Source organism: Pantoea agglomerans (genome assembly GCF_020149765.1).
In the GTDB taxonomy this organism is placed as follows: Bacteria; Pseudomonadota; Gammaproteobacteria; order Enterobacterales; family Enterobacteriaceae; genus Pantoea; species Pantoea alvi.
Genome location: NZ_CP083809.1, coordinates 645,497 through 662,215, shown reverse-complemented (window position 1 = coordinate 662,215; position 16,719 = coordinate 645,497). Strand labels below are relative to the sequence as shown.

The following is a 16,719-nucleotide window of genomic DNA, read 5'->3' as shown; positions in this document are numbered from 1 at the left end:
GGGTGCGGGTGCGGGTGCGGGTGCGGGTGCGGGTGCAGTACAGTGCAGTGCAGACGCGGATGGCATGGCCCGATCGCAAAGTCGCTTTACGCATCCCTGCTCGCTCGGCCCGCGACTTCCCTGTCGCGGGACGCTTTGCTCTTCGAGCCATGCCATCCGCGTTTCAACTTTTGTGCGGTTTTTTACAGGATGAGCGTTGTTTGTTGCTGTTTGCGTTTCAGCTTTTGTGCGGTTTTTTTCAGGGCGGGAGTTGTTTGTTGCTATTGGCGTTTCAACTTTTTGACAGTTTTTTGCAGGACGAGGGTGGCTTGTTGCTATTGGCGTCCGCGCCGATATCCGCAGCATAAAAAAAGGCTGGCAGAGCCAGCCTTTACATCGTTAACCAGAAACCACTAGTGGCTGCGCATGCCTGCCGCAGTCATCATCATCCGGAACAGCGTAGCCACGACACCGAGTGCCAGCACGCTTGCTCCATAGATCACCACCAGCCACAGGATGCGTTTCCACAACGGGGCTTTGGTTTCCTTGTGGTTTTTCACGCTGCCGACCTCGGTTCGCATATCAATGGTATCCTTCGTCTGCTTTGATTTTCCCGCGGAACACGTAGTAGCTCCAGAAGGTGTAGCCCAGGATCATCGGAATAATTAACAGGCTGCCTACCAGCATAAAGGCCTGGCTAATCGCTGGCGACGCTGCCTCCCAGATGGTCACGGAAGGCGGAATAATGTTCGGCCACACGCTAATGCCCAGGCCGGAGAAGCCGAGGAAAATCAGCGCCAGCGTCAGCAGGAACGGCGAATAGTGCGCCTCGCGCTTGATGGCGCGCACAATGCCCCACGAGCAGAGCAGCACCAGCACCGGAACCGGCAGGAACCAGTAAAGGTTTGGACGGGTGAACCAGCGCTGTGCGATGGCGTCATGGCTGAACGGCGTCCAGAGGCTGATAATGCCCACTACCACCAGCAGCGCGATCACCAGCGGCGTCGCCAGCGCGGACATCTTACGGTGCAGCTCGTTCTCGGTTTTCATAATCAGCCAGGTACAGCCCAGCAGCGCATAGGCGATAACCAGACCCACGCCGCAGAACAGCGGGAACGGCGCCAGCCAGTCCATCGCCGAACCGCTGAAATGACGGCCCGTCACCTGGATGCCGTCGAGCATCGCGCCAACCGCCACGCCCTGGCTAAAGGTCGCCAGAACTGAACCCGCGACAAAGGACTTGTCCCAGAATGCGCGGTGCGTCTCGGTCGCCTTAAAGCGGAACTCGAAGGCGACGCCGCGGAAAATCAGGCCAATCAGCATCGCCGTCAGCGGAATAGAGAGCGCATCGGCAATCACCGAGTAAGCCAGCGGGAAGGCGCCATACAGGCCTGCGCCGCCCAGCACCAGCCAGGTTTCGTTACCGTCCCAGACCGGCGCGACGGTGTTAACCATCATGTCGCGCTCGACCGCGTCCTTGTTAAAGGGAAACAGCAGCCCGATACCGAGATCGAACCCGTCCATAACGATATACATCAGGGTGGCGAAAACGATAATCGCGAACCAGATAATGGAAAAATCGATCATTTTATTTCCCCTCCTGCGGATCGTTCAGACTTTCATGCGCCGCAGAGAGCGGACGAGCCGGGGTTTTGCCGTGGCCTGGACCGCCGTGACGTACATCCTTGCCTTCGCCGGTAAGCGGGCCTTTCTTAATCAGACGGACCATATAGATGTAACCCACGCCGAACACCGCGGAGTAGACCAGGATAAAGGCCAGCAGGCTGATGCTCATATGCAGATCGCCATGACCGGAAACCGCGTCGATGGTGCGCTGCACGCCATAAACTACCCACGGCTGACGACCAATTTCCGTCGTAAACCAGCCCGCCAGCAGCGCGATCAGGCCAGACGGCCCCATCAGCAAGGCAAACCACAGGAACGGACGCGACTGGTAGAGACGGCCTTTATAGCGCAGCCACAGGCTCACCACGCCGAGCGTAATCATCAGCAGCCCCATCGCCACCATCACGCGGAACGACCAGAAGATAATCAGCGAGTTAGGACGATCCTCTTTCGGGAAGGTCTTCAGCGCCGGCACCTGCTTATCGAGGCTGTGCGTCAGGATCAAACTGCCGAGATAGGGAATTTCCACCGCGTATTTGGTGCGCTCCTCATCCATATCCGGGATACCGAACAGGATCAGCGGCGTCGCTTCGCCCGGCGGGTTTTCCCAGTGGCCTTCAATCGCGGCAATTTTCGCCGGCTGATGCTCAAGGGTATTCAGGCCGTGCGCGTCGCCTATCATCGCCTGAATCGGCGCGACAATCAGCGCCATCCACAGCGCCATAGAGAACATTTTGCGGATCGCCGGGTTGTCGTTGCCGCGCAGCAGATGCCATGCGCCGGACGCACCGACAAAGAAGGCGCTGGCAAGAAACGCCGCCACCGACATATGGAACAGGCGATAGGGGAACGAGGGGTTAAAGATGATTTTTAACCAGTCCTCTGGCACCACAATCCCGTTCTGAATCAGGTAGCCCTGCGGCGTATGCATCCAGCTGTTGGAGGCGAGGATCCAGAAGGTGGAAATCAGGGTACCGAGCGCAACCATACAGGTGGCAAAAAAGTGCAGCCCAGGCCCGACGCGGTTCCAGCCGAACAGCATTACGCCGAGGAAGCCCGCCTCAAGGAAGAAGGCGGTCAGGACTTCATAGGTGAGCAACGGCCCGGTAATGCTGCCCGCGAACTGCGAGAAGCCGCTCCAGTTGGTGCCGAACTGATAGGCCATCACCAGCCCCGAGACTACGCCCATGCCGAAGTTAACGGCAAAGACTTTGGACCAGAAGTGATAGAGATCGCGATAGGTTTCGTTACGGCTTTTTAGCCACATCCCTTCGAGCACGGCCAGGAAGCTGGCGAGGCCGATGGTAATGGCGGGAAAAAGGATGTGAAAGGAGACAGTAAACGCGAACTGTATCCTGGCCAGATGAAAGGCGTCTAATCCGAACATTGCTTACCTCGTTGCCACATATAACACCATATATTTACTTATAGTTAACAACTTAAGCACAGCGTTAATATTTACGCTGCGCTTGAGCCAATACCGACGCGAATTTATAAGAACTCGCGCCTGACAAACAGAAACACTTTGGGATGCAAAAACTATAACAGCGTTTTTTGATTTTGGTCATTGTTTTTGTCCGCAATTACCTATTTTATCGCAACGTTTTAGGTTAATTCACAGGCTTCAATGTGACATCTTTGTTATTTATTGTTGCATGTTTACAGCAGAGAGGAAGTCCGGCGGCACAGCGCGCCTTTCGCGCTGCAATGCCCTGTTTTGGCATATTATTTTATCTATACCCACAGCTGAAAAGCGGTCAATTTTGCAGTTCACCGCGGCGCTTAATGAAAGTAAATGAAGCATTTAGGCCATTAAGAATCTTTTTTAAAGCGTTACGTTTAAAAAACGGCTTTTATGCGCACCAGCCATTATCCCTATTTCCGCCACGCTTAATTAACGGCGTCGAAGAGATGAAATAAAGTTGTTAATAAAATTCAGGCCCGCCTTAGCGGGAATAAAGGGATCAGCGCCAGTTTTTATTCAGGGCGGATATTGACCGTGCCGCATCGCCTGCGCGCACTTGCTTCAGCCACGGCGGATTCTGGCTGGCGCGCGGGCAGGCGCGCGCAGCTGGCGGTCGCGCGCTATGCTCTGGTAAGGGTAACGCTTTCGCTTACCCGGTGATAAGGGACGCGCTCAGGCTTTGTCACGCGGCGCCAGAATACGGTTTACGTTTAGCTCCAGCCAGTCTGCCAGGCCGACCACCTGCCCTTGCAGCTCCTGGCCGAGCGGTGTCAGGCGATATTCCACATGCGGCGGCACCACGTCATAGGCGATGCGCTCAACGAAACCGTCCTCTTCCATATGGCGCAGCGTCTGCGCCAGCATGCGCTCGCTGATGCCGCCAACGGCGCGGCGCAGCTCGCTAAAGCGCAGCGTGTTGTGGCGCAGCGCGAGGAAAATCAGCACGCTCCAGCGGCTGGTAACGCGCTTGAGCACCTCGCGTGACGGGCAGTTGACGTTGAGCAGTTCGCCGCGGCTAAATTTTTCACTTATTTTTTCAGACACTTAATTTTGCCTCTCCAAACTAACAAAGCTGTAAGTACTTACGAAAAGTTAGCGCATATCCTACTCTTGCTGGCGACAACAACAAACCTGAAGGAGAGAGAAAATGATTGCAGTCACAGGCGCAACCGGCCAGCTGGGCCGTCTGGTTATTGAAGCGCTGCTGAAAAAAGTGCCGGCGGAACAGATTGTCGCCGCCGTGCGATCGCCGGAAAAAGCCGCTGACCTGGCGGCGAAAGGGGTGACGGTGCGTAAGGCGGACTACAGCCAGCCGGATACCCTGATGTCAGCCTTTTACGGCGTCGACAACCTGCTGCTCATCTCCGGCAGCGAAGTTGGCCAGCGCGAAGCGCAGCATAAAGCGGTGATTAACGCGGCTAAGTCAGCCAGCGTAAAATTTATCGCCTATACCAGCCTGCTGCATGCGGATCGCTCGCCGCTGGGCCTCGGCGTCGAACATCGCGCCACCGAGGCGCTGCTGCAGGCCTCAGGCATCCCGTTCGCGCTGCTGCGCAACGGCTGGTACACCGAGAACTACGCTGCCAGCATCGCCCCGGCGCTGACGCATCACGCCTTTATCGGGTCGGCGGGCGAAGGCCGTATCGCCTCGGCTGCGCGCCGGGATTACGCCGAAGCGGCGGCAGAGGTCATCAGCCGGGACGATCAGGCGGGCAAAATTTATGAGCTGGCGGGCGACGACAGCTATACCCTGGCGGAATTTACTGCAGAGATCGCGCGCCAGTCCGGCGAGCAGCTGGAGTACGTCAACCTCTCTCCCGCCGAGTACGCCTCCGCGCTGAAAGGCGCTGGCCTGCCGGACGGTCTGGCGGAGATGCTGGCGGACTCAGACAAGGGCGCATCGCAGGGCGGCCTGTTTGACGACTCGCGCAGCCTGAGCAAACTGATCGGCCGCGCCACCACGCCCTACCAGGAGGTGATCGGGGCAACGCTGGCGAAGTAAGAAAGCCGCAGATTTGCCGATCGACGTCGCCCTCTTGCGCAGCACAGGGAGCGTAGGCTGCGGGCGACGTCTCAGGATAGAGTGCACAGCGAATCGGCCCCGGTTTTCCCCTCTCTGCCGCTGCCTGCGGCGCGTCCTGCGGGAAAACAGGCGGCTGAAATACCCCATGACCATGAGGATGCTATGTCTCTGTTTTCTGAATTCCGTCTGAAAGACGTTACGCTGCGCAACCGCATTGCGGTGCCGCCGATGTGTCAGTACAGCGCCGAGCAGGGCCTGGTCAACGACTGGCATCGCGTACACTACGCGACGCTGGCGCGCGGCGGCGCGGGCCTGGTAGTTGTCGAAGCAACTGCGGTTTCGCCGGAAGGCCGCATCACGCCGGGCTGTCTGGGCCTGTGGGATGATGCGCAGGCCGAAGGGCTGGCGCAGGTTGCACAGGCGATCAAAGCGGCGGGCGCCGTGCCGGGTATCCAGATCGGCCACGCCGGTCGCAAAGCGAGCGCCAACAAACCCTGGGAAGGTGACGACCATATCGCGGCTGACGACGGACGCGGCTGGGAGACCCTCTCCCCTTCCGCCGTCGCCTTCGGCAACAACCTGCCGCAGGTGCCGCGCGCCATGACGCTCGACGATATCGCGCGCGTGCGCAACGACTTCGTGCAGGCGGCCATTCGCGCGCGCGATGCCGGCTATGAGTGGCTGGAGCTGCACTTCGCTCACGGCTATCTGGCGCAGAGCTTTTTCTCGGTACACGCCAACCAGCGCACCGACCAGTATGGCGGCGACGCCTCGGGCCGCAGCCGCTTCCTGCGCGAAACCTTCGACGCGGTGCGCGAAGTCTGGCCGGAAAACCTGCCGCTGACCGCGCGCTTTGGCGTGCTGGAGTATGACGGCCGTGACGAAGAGACGCTGGCTGAAGCGATCGATCTGACGCGCTACTGGCGCACCAACGGGCTCGATTTGCTGAGCGTCAGCGTCGGCTTCTCCACGCCGGACACAAATATTCCGTGGGGCACGCCCGCCTTCCTGGCGCCGATTGCCGAACGCATTCGTCGCGAGGCGGATATCGCCGTCGCCTCTGCGTGGGGCATCGATGCGCCGCATATCGCTAACGCCACCGTCGAAAAAGGCCAGCTTGATCTGGTGATGGTCGGCCGCGCGCACCTGAAGAATCCGCACTGGCCTTATCAGGCGGCGCTGGCGCTCGACAAGCCGCAGCCGTCATGGGTGCTGCCTGCACCTTATGCGCACTGGCTGGAGCGCTATCGCGTCAGCGAGTAAATTCGCATGACTTCGCCGTCCTAAAAGCGACGCCGCAGGCGGACATGCGGCGGGTATTTTGTTCGCAAACCCCGGTGCCCTCTCTGGAGGGCCCTGTTGCTAACTGCACAAAAATGCCACAAATAGCTCATTTGACAGCGAGGCGGCAACGCCCTTTTTTGTCAATTTTTGCCACTTTTTTTCAGCCTCCCGTTATTTATTTCTTTTCTACAAAGATTACTCCTAAATAGATGTTTTAAGCGCAGCGCGTTATTTGCTTGATAACCAGAGCAATTCCGCTAAATAGCCTGTTGATAGACAATTTTTATTACGTTCATAGATATTCTGCATTGTTGTTTGAGCCTGCCATAAGTCTATAATTTTCCTTTTACGAACCCCTCAGACTCCAGGAGGCCGCTATTAATACTTATCGCCAGCAACTCAACGCATTCGATGAGGTTCGCAACGGGGCGGAAGTTGAGTATCAATACGATCCCCATGAGGTCAGACTCGATCGTATGGAGGACTCTGAGCCGGAGCCGGAGCTGATTGAAGGCCTGCCCGCGCCGGATGCGCTCACGCCTGCCGATCGCTACATGGAGCTGTTCGAGCATGTGCAGATGTCGCGCATCTTCGAAGACAGCAAAACCTTTCCGGACTGTTCGCCTAAATACGATCCGCTGGACGTATTAATGCGTTATCGTCGTCAGAAACGCAGCCGCGATTTCGATCTGGCGCGCTTCGTGTCGGACCATTTTTATTTACCGGGGATAAACGAAAGTTTTTATGTTTCGAATCCCGATAAAACGCTGAACGAGCATATTGATGCCCTGTGGCCGGTATTAACTAAAATGCCGCAGCAGCATCTGCCGCATTCGTCTCTGCTACCGCTGCCTAAACCCTATGTGGTGCCCGGTGGCCGCTTTGGCGAAACCTATTACTGGGACTCTTACTTCACCATGCTCGGCCTGGCGGAGAGCGGACGCGACGATCTGCTGCGCCATATGGCGGACAACTTCGCGTGGCTGATCGACAACTATGGCCATATTCCCAACGGCAACCGTACCTACTACCTGAGCCGTTCGCAGCCGCCGGTCTTTGCACTGATGGTCGAGCTGTTTGAAGAGGATGGCGTGCGCGGCGCAAAACGTTATCTCGACCAGCTGATGAAAGAGTATCAGTTCTGGATGGACGGTGCGGGCGCGCTGATGCCGCGTCAGGCCTACCGCCACGTGGTACGTATGGCTGACGGCTCGCTGCTGAACCGTTACTGGGACGACCGCGATACGCCGCGTGACGAGTCCTGGATTGAAGATGTGGAAACCGCGAGCCACTCCAGCCGTCCGGCGAGTGAGGTCTATCGCGATCTGCGCGCGGGCGCGGCGTCCGGCTGGGACTACTCTTCCCGCTGGCTGCGCGATCCCAAACGTCTGTCGAGTATTCGCACCACGCAGTTTATTCCGATCGATCTCAATGCGTTCCTCTACAAACTGGAACTGATGATCGCCACCCTCTCTCACGCTAAGGGTGAAGAGCTGACCGCGCTGGCGTGGCAGAAAAAAGCGGAAGCGCGCAAACGCGCTATTAACCGCTATCTGTGGGACAGCACGGCGGGCGTCTACCGAGACTACGACTGGCGCCGCGAGCGCTTTGGCGCCTTTACCGCCGCCGCCGTGGTGCCGCTGTTTGTCGGCCTGGCGACGCCGAAACAGGCGCATCTGCAGGCTATCGCGCTGCGCCAGCTGCTGCTGACCAGCGGCGGGCTGGTTGCCTCAATGGTTGAGAGCGGCGAGCAGTGGGATAAACCCAACGGCTGGGCACCGCTGCAGTGGATGGCGGTTATTGGCCTCAATCAGTATGGCGAAGAGACGCTGGCGACGGAGATCGCGGTAAACTGGCTTACCACGGTGAACAACTTCTATCAGCTGCATCATAAGCTGGTAGAAAAGTATGACATCAGCGGCGAGCGTGCTCGTCCCGGCGGCGGCGGCGAATACCCGCTGCAGGACGGCTTCGGCTGGACGAATGGCGTAACGCGTCGCCTGATGGCGATGTATGGCCATCTGATGGCCGACTAGCGCATTCCCGCGCTGGCGCAAAGCTTATGCAAAAAAGGCGTTTAGCGCGTCCCTGACGCGCTTTTATCATCATTCCGATGATAACCCTCTGACAGGAACGCCCATGAAACCTTTTCGTCCGTTACGGGGCGGTGTGCTGTTGCTCACCGCCCTTTTCTCTTTCGCTACGCACGCAGATAACACCCTTCGTATCGGCTATCAGAAATCCTCTACGCTGCTGACGCTGATCAAGCAGCGCGGCGATCTCGACAAAACGCTGGCGGCGCAGGGGGTGAAGGTCAGCTGGCATGAATTCTCCAGCGGGCTGCCGCTGCTGGAGGCGCTAAACCTCAATAACGTCGATCTCTCGGCTGACGTCGCCGACACCGTGCCGCTGTTCGCTCAGGCGGCGGGCGCCAGCCTTACCTACTATGCGCGTGAAACCCCTTCGCCAGCGGCGCAGGCGATTCTGGTGCCTGCCGACTCGCCGATAAAAACGCTGCAGGATCTGAAAGGGAAAAAAATCGCCGTAACCAAAGCGGCGGGCAGCCACTATTTGCTGATCACCGCGCTAAAAAAGGCCGGCTTGCGCTTCAGCGACATTTCGCCCGCCTGGCTGACGCCCGCTGACGGACGCGCAGCGCTGGAGAACGGTAGCGTCGCCGCCTGGGTCACCTGGGAACCCTATGTCACCAGCGCGCAGGTCGAACAGCATGCGCGCGTACTTGCCAACGGTAAGGGGCTGGCAAACTATCAGCGCTACTACCTCGCCTCCTCCTCTTACGCCACGGCTAATCCGCAGGTGCTCAACAGCGTCTATCGGGCGCTGAAGCAGGAAGCCGCCTGGCTGAAAGCTCATCCTGCCGAAGCGGCGGCGCAGCTTTCACCGCTGTGGGGCAGGCTGCCGGTCGCGACGATCGAGCAGGCCAATGCGCAGCGCAGCTATCAGGTCGAACCGGTGAAGAAAAGCGATCTGACGGAGCAGCAGACCATTGCCGACGCGTTCTATGAGGCGAAGCTGCTGCCGACGCGCATTGATGCGCAGGCACCAGCCACCTGGCAGCCCACGACGCCCTGACCCTCTCGCTGGCTCAGCCGAGCCAGCACCCTTTGTCCGTTAGCCTTAAATAAGAGTAAGCACGTACTTTCATCAGGTAGCCTGATATACCTGGATTTGATCCTGATATCTAATTAAGACAGCCTGCTTGCCGCTTATCCAGACATCTTTTAAACCGAGGCTGGCGATATTTAGCGCGCTGGCGAAGAGACCTTTCCATCACGCTAAGCTGCTGTAATCAGAGCGATGTTGATGCACACGCCCCTCCGGCAGAAGGCAATAAAACCGGCTATCACATTTTGTCCACACGGGCTGGCGGCTAACGCCTGCGGCTATTCCCTTTTTTGGCTCAACCAGGATGGTCTCCATCCTTCTTACAATCCTTCATTGGGGCGCTATAAAGAAGGCGGGCTTGCCCACCCTAATTTCATAAAAAAGTTATCCGCTATTCTACAAAAGTGGCATGTTAAATGCATTTTTCTATTGCCGCCAATGAGTTAGCTCAAACTTCTTTTGTATAACGGGTGAATTTTAAATCTCTTTTCTTTACCGATAATTGTACAAGATGCAGCGCGTTGTATAATTTAACGTGTTTTTTTCATAATCACTTTTGGTTATAGGTCACGATGTGAAACTGCAAATTAAGCTTTCGTTGCATCCTCTTTACATAAAAAGCAATAAAAAAACCGGACAGGGAAAAGACCGTGTCCGGTTTAATTAGGGCGATCCTGGTTTCCAGAGAAAGACAGGAACATGCTCTTGTCTGGGAGATTTCGCAAGGAGAACTAAAAGAGTAAAAAGATGACTCACCCGCGGTCAGATGTTGACAGCCAACCCATCTAACTAATTGATATTTGAGCTACGACGACTGATTTTTCCTCCCTTCCGTCCGGCTTCGATTGCGCGCTCAGGATTGTTTTTGAAATTGCCGCCGCTTTTCTGGCCGCCTTTTCTACCCGCTTCCGCTGCACGTTCACGATCAACCGCAAAGTTTCCAGCTCCACCACGATATTGAGACATACTGTGTTCCTCTTAAGGATTAATAATAAAAATATCACAGCCTACGCTTCATCAGCATTGATGGCGCAGGGTTAAATGTAGCTTTTAAAAATAATGGATCAAGTATTGGTTGCCAGCAAATTTTAAAAGCTTGCAGGCAATAACAAACAAATCAACAGGCCAACTATTTCTTGATGAAATCATGTTTACCCGTTATCAGAGAGTTAAAAACCTCAATTGTTATCCATTATTTAGCGCTATAACGGCTCAAAAGCGGACTATTTAACCTTTACTCTGGACGAATACGCTTATTTAAGCGAAGCGTAAAGAAGGCGGCAAAGAACCGTTAAAAGCGAAGCGGTTGATCAGAAAATGATCTTTTTTATTAGAAAAATAAGATAATTCCTCAACGAAAAGGCGACGCGTAAACGCTTAATAAAGCGAAGCGGCTTGAAAGGCTATTCCACGCGCTAAACCAGTACAAAAGATCGCTAAATACCCCCTCCCCCCTTGATTAACAGCGGCTTTTTTCCTGCCCATTATTTTTTATTCTTTGATTAAGCGAAGCGTAAATAAAAAACGCCCTGTCAGGGCGTTTGTATCCGCGGATCTACAGTGTTCTCGTTAATGCTGCTGTAAAAATGCCAGCAGATCCTGGTTAAGCTGCTCCTGATGCGTCACGGCGAAACCATGCGGGCCGTTCTCATAAACCTTAAGTTCCGATCCGGCGATCAGTTCGTGCGCCAGCTTACCGGTCGCTTCAAACGGCACGATCTGGTCGTTGCTGCCGTGAATAATCAGCGTTGGCACGTCGACTTTCGCCACGTCGGCGCGGAAATCGGTTTGCGAGAAGGCGGTAACGCAGTCGAGGGTGCCTTTCAGCGACGCCAGCAGCGCGATATTCAGCGTCTGGGTCAGCACGCCGTCGGAGACGGTCTGTCCAGCGTTGATGCCGTAGAACGGCGTGGCGAACTCTTTGATAAACTGCGCGCGATCGTTACGCAGCCCGGCAATAATGTTGTCAAACACCGCTTTTTCCGGCCCTTCCGGGTGATCGGCGGTTTGACCGAAGATCGGCGTCACCGCGCCAAGCAGCACCAGGCTTTTCACTTTTTCCGTGCCGTAACGGCCGATATAGCGCGTTACGTCGCCGCCGCCCATAGAGAAGCCCACCAGCGTAATATCGCTCAGCCCCAGATGTTCAATCAGGCCGTGGATATCTTCGGCAAAGGTATCGTAGTTATACCCTTCCCACGGCTGATCGGAGCGACCAAAACCACGACGGTCGAAAGCGATGGCACGGTAGCCGTTTTCAGCCAGGTGAACCAGCTGGCTCTCCCACATATCCGCATCAAGCGGCCAGCCGTGGCTGAACAGAACCGGCTGCCCTTTACCGTAATCTTTGAAGTAAATACGTACGCCATCTTTCGTCGTGAAGGTGCTCATATCTGCTCTCCGTTATCAGTGAGGTTGTGTCTCGCTAATCAAACTAACCTGGGGGCACGATAAAACCTAAAGCAGAAATTTTAATAAGTCGTTCAGGAATTTTAACGAGCAAGGGTGTGAAAAATCCTCGGCACGCTGTGGGGAGATTTTTCAGGTAATGCGACCCTGGTCGCGCGGGGGGCTGGCTGTGGATGCCGCTGCTGATGTTTTTACTGAAAAACTGGCTGCTTCCGCCGGGATAGCGGCGGCGGCGGGCGTATCAACCCAGCCCGACGCCGTTTTTGCCGTTGCGTTTGATGCGGTACATCGCCTCGTCGGCGCGGCTCAACGCTGCGCTGAATCCCTCCTGCGCCTGCGCCTGCACGATGCCGATCGACGCGCCGATGGTCGCCGTGCCGTTCTCCAGCTCAAAGGGAGTCAGCGCCGCCTGCAGGCAGGCACGACCTACCTGCGCCACCAGGGGATCGTCCTGGCCGTACGGCATCAGCAGCACAAACTCGTCGCCGCCCAGTCGCCCCGCCACCACCGGCTCGGGGCAAACCCCGCTCAGGCGCTGGCTAAGCTGGATTAGCAGGCGGTCGCCGCTGCGATGGCCGAAGGTGTCGTTTACATGCTTGAAATCGTCGAGATCGATAAAGGCGACGCAGAGCGCGTTCTCTCTGCGCATCTGGCTGAAGGCGTTGCGCAGGGCGTGACGGTTAGCGAGCTGCGTCAGAGGATCGTGATTCGCCAGCATCGCCAGCTGCGATTCATACTGCTTCTCTTTTGTCATATCGATATGGGTGCCGGTGACCTTCAGCGGTCTGCCCTGCTCATCCCATTCGCTGATGCGGCCGCGATCCAGCACCCAGGTCACACCGCCGTTTTTGGCGATCATCCGGTGTAGCGCCTCGTAGTAAGGCGCTTTGCCTTCGATATGGTCGTAAAAGGCTTTCAGCACCTCGGCAGCGTCGTCGGGATGCAGGCTCTCTTTCCACTCGGAGAAAAGCGCCCGGCTCTCTTTTGGCTGATAGCCCAGCATCGCCCCCCAGCGCCGGTTAAAGATCACCAGCTTGCCCGAGGGGATATCCAGCTGCCACAGGCAAAGGCCGGTGCCGTCCAGCGCCGCGTCGAGCTTGCTGCGGGCGTCATGCGCTATACGCTTGAGTCGCGCATTATGCTTTTTCAAAATCTGTATCTGCTGGCGCAGCGCTTCGTCAGACATGGCACGCGGACATTGAGAAATAAGATGTATTTTGCCTGTGCGGATTTTTCTGTAAAGAGAAGCGCTGGAAACGTGATCAGCCGCGCTTTATCGGCATAACCGCAAGATTTTATCCGGTTTAAATCCGGCTTTCCGCATACTCGGCGGCAAGGGGCGTCATTTCCCCACTTTGCAGGGCGATCCTTCGCCCGGGCGTCTGGCAGCTATAGTCAGTCAGAGTAACCCTGATTCTGGAGGCTTTAACCATGAAACTTTGCGCCACCTGCGGCACCGCTTACGCGGAAGTTTTACCGCCGCGCTGCCATATCTGCGAGGACGAACGGCAGTGGGTGCCCGCCGCCGGACAGCAGTGGACCGATTTTGCTGCGCTCACCCGCAGCCATCAGAATAAATGGCAGCAGCTTGAGCCGGGCCTGCTCAGCATCAAAACCGTGCCGGACTTCGCTATTGGTCAGCGCGCCCTGCTGCTGCGCAGCGGCAGCGGCAATATCCTCTGGGACTGCATTGCCAACCTGGATCCCGCCACCGCTGAGTTGATCCACGCGATCGGGGGTCTTTCCGCCATCGCTATCTCGCATCCGCACTACTACACCACCATGCAGGCCTGGGCGGAAGCGTTTAACGCGCCGATCTATCTGCACGGCGACGATCGGCAATGGGTGATGCGCGACAGCGACGCCATTCAGTTCTGGCAGGGCGAGACGCTGCCGCTAAACAGCGAGGTCGATATCGTGCGGCTCGGCGGCCATTTCGCCGGCGGCAGCGTGCTGCACTGGAAAGCCAGCGGCGGCGTGCTGCTGGCGGGCGATATTATTCAGGTCGCGCCGGGCAAAGATGCGGTCTCCTTTATGTGGAGCTATCCCAATATGCTGCCGCTCTCCGCCGCGACGGTAAGCGAGATGCTGCGCCGCTGCGACGCGCTGGCCTTTTCACGCCTCTATGGCGCATTCGAAGGACAGGATGTGACGCAGGAGGCGAAGGCGATCGTAATGCGATCCGGGGCGCGTTACCTGCGCTGCCTGGCCTAATCTGGCCCTGGCGGAAAAATAAATCGTCGCTGCCGCTACGCAAAAGTAAAACGATCGGTTTACTTTTAAGAGATGAACAAACGCGACGATATTTTGCAGGCGGCCGAGAGGCTGTTCTACAACAACGGCTTTCATGCCACCAGCACCGACCAGATTTGCCGGGAAGCGGGCGTCTCGACGCGCACGCTCTATCACCACTTCGCCTCGCGCGAGGCGCTAACCATCAGCGTGATGGCGGCGCGCCGGGCGCGATTTTTCGGCGACCTGCTGCCTGCGCAGCATCCGCAGGCGCTGCAGCGGCTGTTTGAGGCGCTTGCCGAATGGACAGAGCAGTATGGCGCGCAGGGCTGCTTTTTTATTAAGGCCTGGGGCGAATATGCGGAGAAAGACGCGATGCTGGCGGCGCATGCGCTCGACTATCGCTATGCGCTGCGCCGCTATATCGGCGACTGCGTCGCGGATGAGCGCCTGGCAAATGCGGTGTGGATGCTGTTTGAGGGCGCGGTAATCTCAGCGCTGATGCTTGGCGCGGACGCGGCAAAGCATGCAGGCGACGCCGCCGCGCGGCTGATGCTGCCGCGCGAGGAGCAGCCATGAGATCCGCTATTGCGCTGGGCGTTACCGGCTTCTCCCTGATTGCCGTCACCTACGGCATGGCGCGCTTTGCCTGGGGCCTGATGATGCCTGCGGTGATGAAAGAGATCCCGTTCAGCGTCCATCTCACCGGCATTGTCACCGCCTGCAGCTATATCTCCTACTGCCTCGCCACCGCCGCCGCGCCCTGGCTGGTGGCGCGCTTCGGCGCCCGAGCGTCGGCCTGCCTCGCCGCGCTCTGCGCCGCAGGCGGACTGCTGCTGCTCGCCTGCGCCTTTTCGCCGCTGATGCTCGCCGCCGGGCTGTTTATCGCCGGGCTGAGCGCGGGAGTCGCTTCGCCCGCCATCGCCAGCGCGGTGAGCGACGCCCTGCCGCCTGCGCAGCAGGATGCCGCCAATACCGCCATCAACGCCGGCACCAGCGCGGGCATTATGCTTTCCGTGCCGGTGCTGCTGCTCTTACCCGGCGGCTGGCGCGCCGCCTGCGTCGCCTTTGCGCTGCTGGCGTTGCTCTGCCTGCTACCGGCGCGACGCTATCTGCCTGCGGATCGGCGCGCCAGGCAGGACGAGCGCACGGGCTGGCGCGATCTGATCCGTCAGCGGTCGCTGATCCGTCTGGCGATCGTGGCGTTTATCAGCGGATGCGCCAGCGCGGCCTGGTGGAGCTTCGGCCCCGATATTCTGCGTAATCACCTTCATCTGGACGCGCGCACCAGTAGCCTGCTGTGGCTGATCGGCGGCGGCACGGGCATTGCGGGCGCGCTCACCGGCGCGGCACGGCGCGCACTCAGCCTGGTGCAGATCTATCGGCTGTCGCAGCTCTGTATGGCGCTGCCGCTGCTGCTGCTGGCGAGTCTGGGGGGCTTTTCATGGTGGCTGTTTCCCGCCGTGGCGCTAGGCGGCGCGGGCTACGTGACGCTTTCCGGCGTATTGCTGGTCTATGGCGCGGCCGCGACCCCCGCATCGCCGGCCTCCGGCGTCGGCGTCGCGTTCTTTATGCTGGCGGCTGGTCAGGTGGCGGGTTCGGCGCTGTTTGGCGCGGTCTATGCTGGCCTGAGCGCAGGGGTGGCGCTGGTGGGATTTGCCGCGCTGGCGCTGGCGATGATGGCGGTGCTGCCGGGCGCGCGAAATGGCTAGTTTATCTGGTAAGAAAGGCTGAGCGTGACGGCGTTTCCCTCGGCGCGGTAAGTCGCTGTTCGTTCTAAAGATAAGACATTGCCGCTGTAGACAATTTTCACCTTGTTGTTATCGTCTTCCGTAATGGCTGAAAGGGTTCCATCGCCTACAAGGAACGGCGTTTGCTGTTCTAGCTGCTGTGCTTGCGCTTTACTGTTGCCGCGCAGTTCGCCTGAAAGAAAGTAGCGATAGATAACCGGAACGGTCGCGCCGCCGCTGTCATTGCGGGTGGTATAGAGCCACAGGCGTTCGTTAATCTGATGGCTGCCCTGTAGAACGTCGCAAGAACGGTCGTCAGGAGAGTGGTTGAGCCAGAAAAAGAGTGCGGCGACTGCTAATACGCCAGCCGTAACGAAGCGGTAAATCCCTTTAAAAGCCATTTTGACGCGCATACGCTATTCCCTCCCTGATAGCGCGTTGATCGGCTGGATCGTCGCCATAGGGAGCATCGCCGTACCACGCTCCCCATATTTCCTTTGAGGTTCCAGCATGCAATTGAGCCCATCCGGCTCCCATCAACAATATACCGGCAGGTATACCCGCAGCCGTGCCGGCAGCGCCAAAATTGAAATTGCCGAATTCAGCCCAGTAAGGATTAAATTGCTTATAGTCTCAGGGACCCCGATTACGGATTTTTTGATAGAACCAGTAATACGTTTGAGGTAATGCCTTATCGCGTCCGTAGCAACGACCACGTGCCTCTTGCATAGTGTTTTGTAGAATTTGCCAACCGCCGCTCGGGCCGATCAAAGGTGGAGATGCCATCCATGACTCCTGACAGATTTCAGTCTGGCTGTTTAATATACAAGATTATGAGCAGGATT

At 57.5% G+C, this 16,719-nt stretch carries 17 protein-coding genes; 8 read left to right on the top strand and 9 right to left on the bottom strand.

Annotation, left to right across the window (positions count from 1 at the left end):
• The first annotated feature begins 59 nt into the window (after positions 1 to 59).
• Positions 60 to 347 (top strand): hypothetical protein, encoded by a 288-nt coding sequence (locus tag LB453_RS05755; RefSeq protein ID WP_103794709.1) that lies wholly within the window; start codon positions 60 to 62, stop codon positions 345 to 347.
• A 45-nt stretch (positions 348 to 392) separates the two neighbouring features.
• On the opposite strand, the gene LB453_RS05750 is transcribed toward LB453_RS05755, so the two are convergent.
• From LB453_RS05750 to LB453_RS05735, 4 genes are all read right to left on the bottom strand, one after another.
• On the bottom strand, positions 393 to 560 hold the full coding sequence (locus LB453_RS05750; RefSeq protein WP_103794708.1) for a DUF2474 domain-containing protein: 168 nt from the start codon (positions 558 to 560) through the stop codon (positions 393 to 395).
• Position 561: 1 nt separating this feature from the next.
• Positions 562 to 1,566 carry a cytochrome d ubiquinol oxidase subunit II gene (gene cydB, locus LB453_RS05745; RefSeq protein ID WP_103794707.1) on the bottom strand — a complete coding sequence of 335 codons (1,005 nt, stop codon included), beginning with the start codon at positions 1,564 to 1,566 and terminating at the stop codon, positions 562 to 564.
• Between the two features lies 1 nt (position 1,567).
• Positions 1,568 to 2,992, bottom strand: a complete 1,425-nt coding sequence (locus LB453_RS05740) for a cytochrome ubiquinol oxidase subunit I (RefSeq protein WP_103794706.1) — start codon at positions 2,990 to 2,992, stop codon at positions 1,568 to 1,570.
• Between the two features lie 750 nt (positions 2,993 to 3,742).
• Positions 3,743 to 4,114 (bottom strand): winged helix-turn-helix transcriptional regulator, encoded by a 372-nt coding sequence (locus tag LB453_RS05735; protein WP_103794705.1) that lies wholly within the window; start codon positions 4,112 to 4,114, stop codon positions 3,743 to 3,745.
• 103 nt (positions 4,115 to 4,217) lie between these two features.
• Here LB453_RS05735 and LB453_RS05730 point away from each other — a divergent pair, with 103 nt between their 5' ends.
• From LB453_RS05730 to LB453_RS05715, 4 genes are all read left to right on the top strand, one after another.
• Positions 4,218 to 5,072: an SDR family oxidoreductase gene (locus LB453_RS05730; RefSeq protein WP_103794704.1), complete on the top strand. Its 855-nt coding sequence runs from the start codon at positions 4,218 to 4,220 to the stop codon at positions 5,070 to 5,072.
• Positions 5,073 to 5,255: 183 nt separating this feature from the next.
• A complete protein-coding gene (locus tag LB453_RS05725; RefSeq protein ID WP_103794703.1) occupies positions 5,256 to 6,356 on the top strand; it encodes an NADH:flavin oxidoreductase/NADH oxidase in 1,101 nt (366 codons plus the stop codon).
• Positions 6,357 to 6,754: 398 nt separating this feature from the next.
• Positions 6,755 to 8,413 carry an alpha,alpha-trehalase gene (locus LB453_RS05720; RefSeq protein ID WP_103794702.1) on the top strand — a complete coding sequence of 553 codons (1,659 nt, stop codon included), beginning with the start codon at positions 6,755 to 6,757 and terminating at the stop codon, positions 8,411 to 8,413.
• Between the two features lie 103 nt (positions 8,414 to 8,516).
• Positions 8,517 to 9,470, top strand: a complete 954-nt coding sequence (locus LB453_RS05715; protein ID WP_103794701.1) for an aliphatic sulfonate ABC transporter substrate-binding protein — start codon at positions 8,517 to 8,519, stop codon at positions 9,468 to 9,470.
• Positions 9,471 to 10,292: 822 nt separating this feature from the next.
• On the opposite strand, the gene LB453_RS05710 is transcribed toward LB453_RS05715, so the two are convergent.
• From LB453_RS05710 to LB453_RS05700, 3 genes are all read right to left on the bottom strand, one after another.
• Entirely contained in the window at positions 10,293 to 10,469 is a 177-nt protein-coding gene (locus LB453_RS05710; RefSeq protein WP_103794700.1) for a general stress protein, read from the bottom strand.
• Positions 10,470 to 11,072: 603 nt separating this feature from the next.
• Positions 11,073 to 11,894, bottom strand: coding sequence for an alpha/beta fold hydrolase (locus LB453_RS05705; protein ID WP_103794699.1), 822 nt, complete (start codon positions 11,892 to 11,894; stop codon positions 11,073 to 11,075).
• Between the two features lie 259 nt (positions 11,895 to 12,153).
• Complete coding sequence (locus LB453_RS05700) at positions 12,154 to 13,098, bottom strand: sensor domain-containing diguanylate cyclase (protein ID WP_103794698.1); 945 nt, start codon at positions 13,096 to 13,098, stop codon at positions 12,154 to 12,156.
• 245 nt (positions 13,099 to 13,343) lie between these two features.
• Between LB453_RS05700 and LB453_RS05695 the strand changes: the two genes are divergently transcribed.
• The 3 genes from LB453_RS05695 to LB453_RS05685 all read left to right on the top strand — a co-directional run bounded on the left by LB453_RS05695 (position 13,344) and on the right by LB453_RS05685 (position 15,856).
• Positions 13,344 to 14,126, top strand: coding sequence for an MBL fold metallo-hydrolase (locus LB453_RS05695; protein WP_103794697.1), 783 nt, complete (start codon positions 13,344 to 13,346; stop codon positions 14,124 to 14,126).
• A 72-nt stretch (positions 14,127 to 14,198) separates the two neighbouring features.
• Positions 14,199 to 14,723 carry a TetR/AcrR family transcriptional regulator gene (locus tag LB453_RS05690; protein WP_103794696.1) on the top strand — a complete coding sequence of 175 codons (525 nt, stop codon included), beginning with the start codon at positions 14,199 to 14,201 and terminating at the stop codon, positions 14,721 to 14,723.
• Positions 14,720 to 15,856 (top strand): MFS transporter, encoded by a 1,137-nt coding sequence (locus tag LB453_RS05685; protein ID WP_103794695.1) that lies wholly within the window; start codon positions 14,720 to 14,722, stop codon positions 15,854 to 15,856. The genes LB453_RS05690 and LB453_RS05685 overlap by 4 nt, the downstream gene beginning before the upstream one ends.
• Here the strand turns inward: LB453_RS05685 and LB453_RS05680 are convergent.
• Positions 15,853 to 16,287 carry a hypothetical protein gene (locus tag LB453_RS05680; protein ID WP_103794694.1) on the bottom strand — a complete coding sequence of 145 codons (435 nt, stop codon included), beginning with the start codon at positions 16,285 to 16,287 and terminating at the stop codon, positions 15,853 to 15,855. The genes LB453_RS05685 and LB453_RS05680 overlap by 4 nt on opposite strands.
• A complete protein-coding gene (locus tag LB453_RS05675; RefSeq protein ID WP_233215847.1) occupies positions 16,265 to 16,420 on the bottom strand; it encodes a hypothetical protein in 156 nt (51 codons plus the stop codon). The genes LB453_RS05680 and LB453_RS05675 overlap by 23 nt, the downstream gene beginning before the upstream one ends.
• Positions 16,421 to 16,719: the final 299 nt, after the last annotated feature.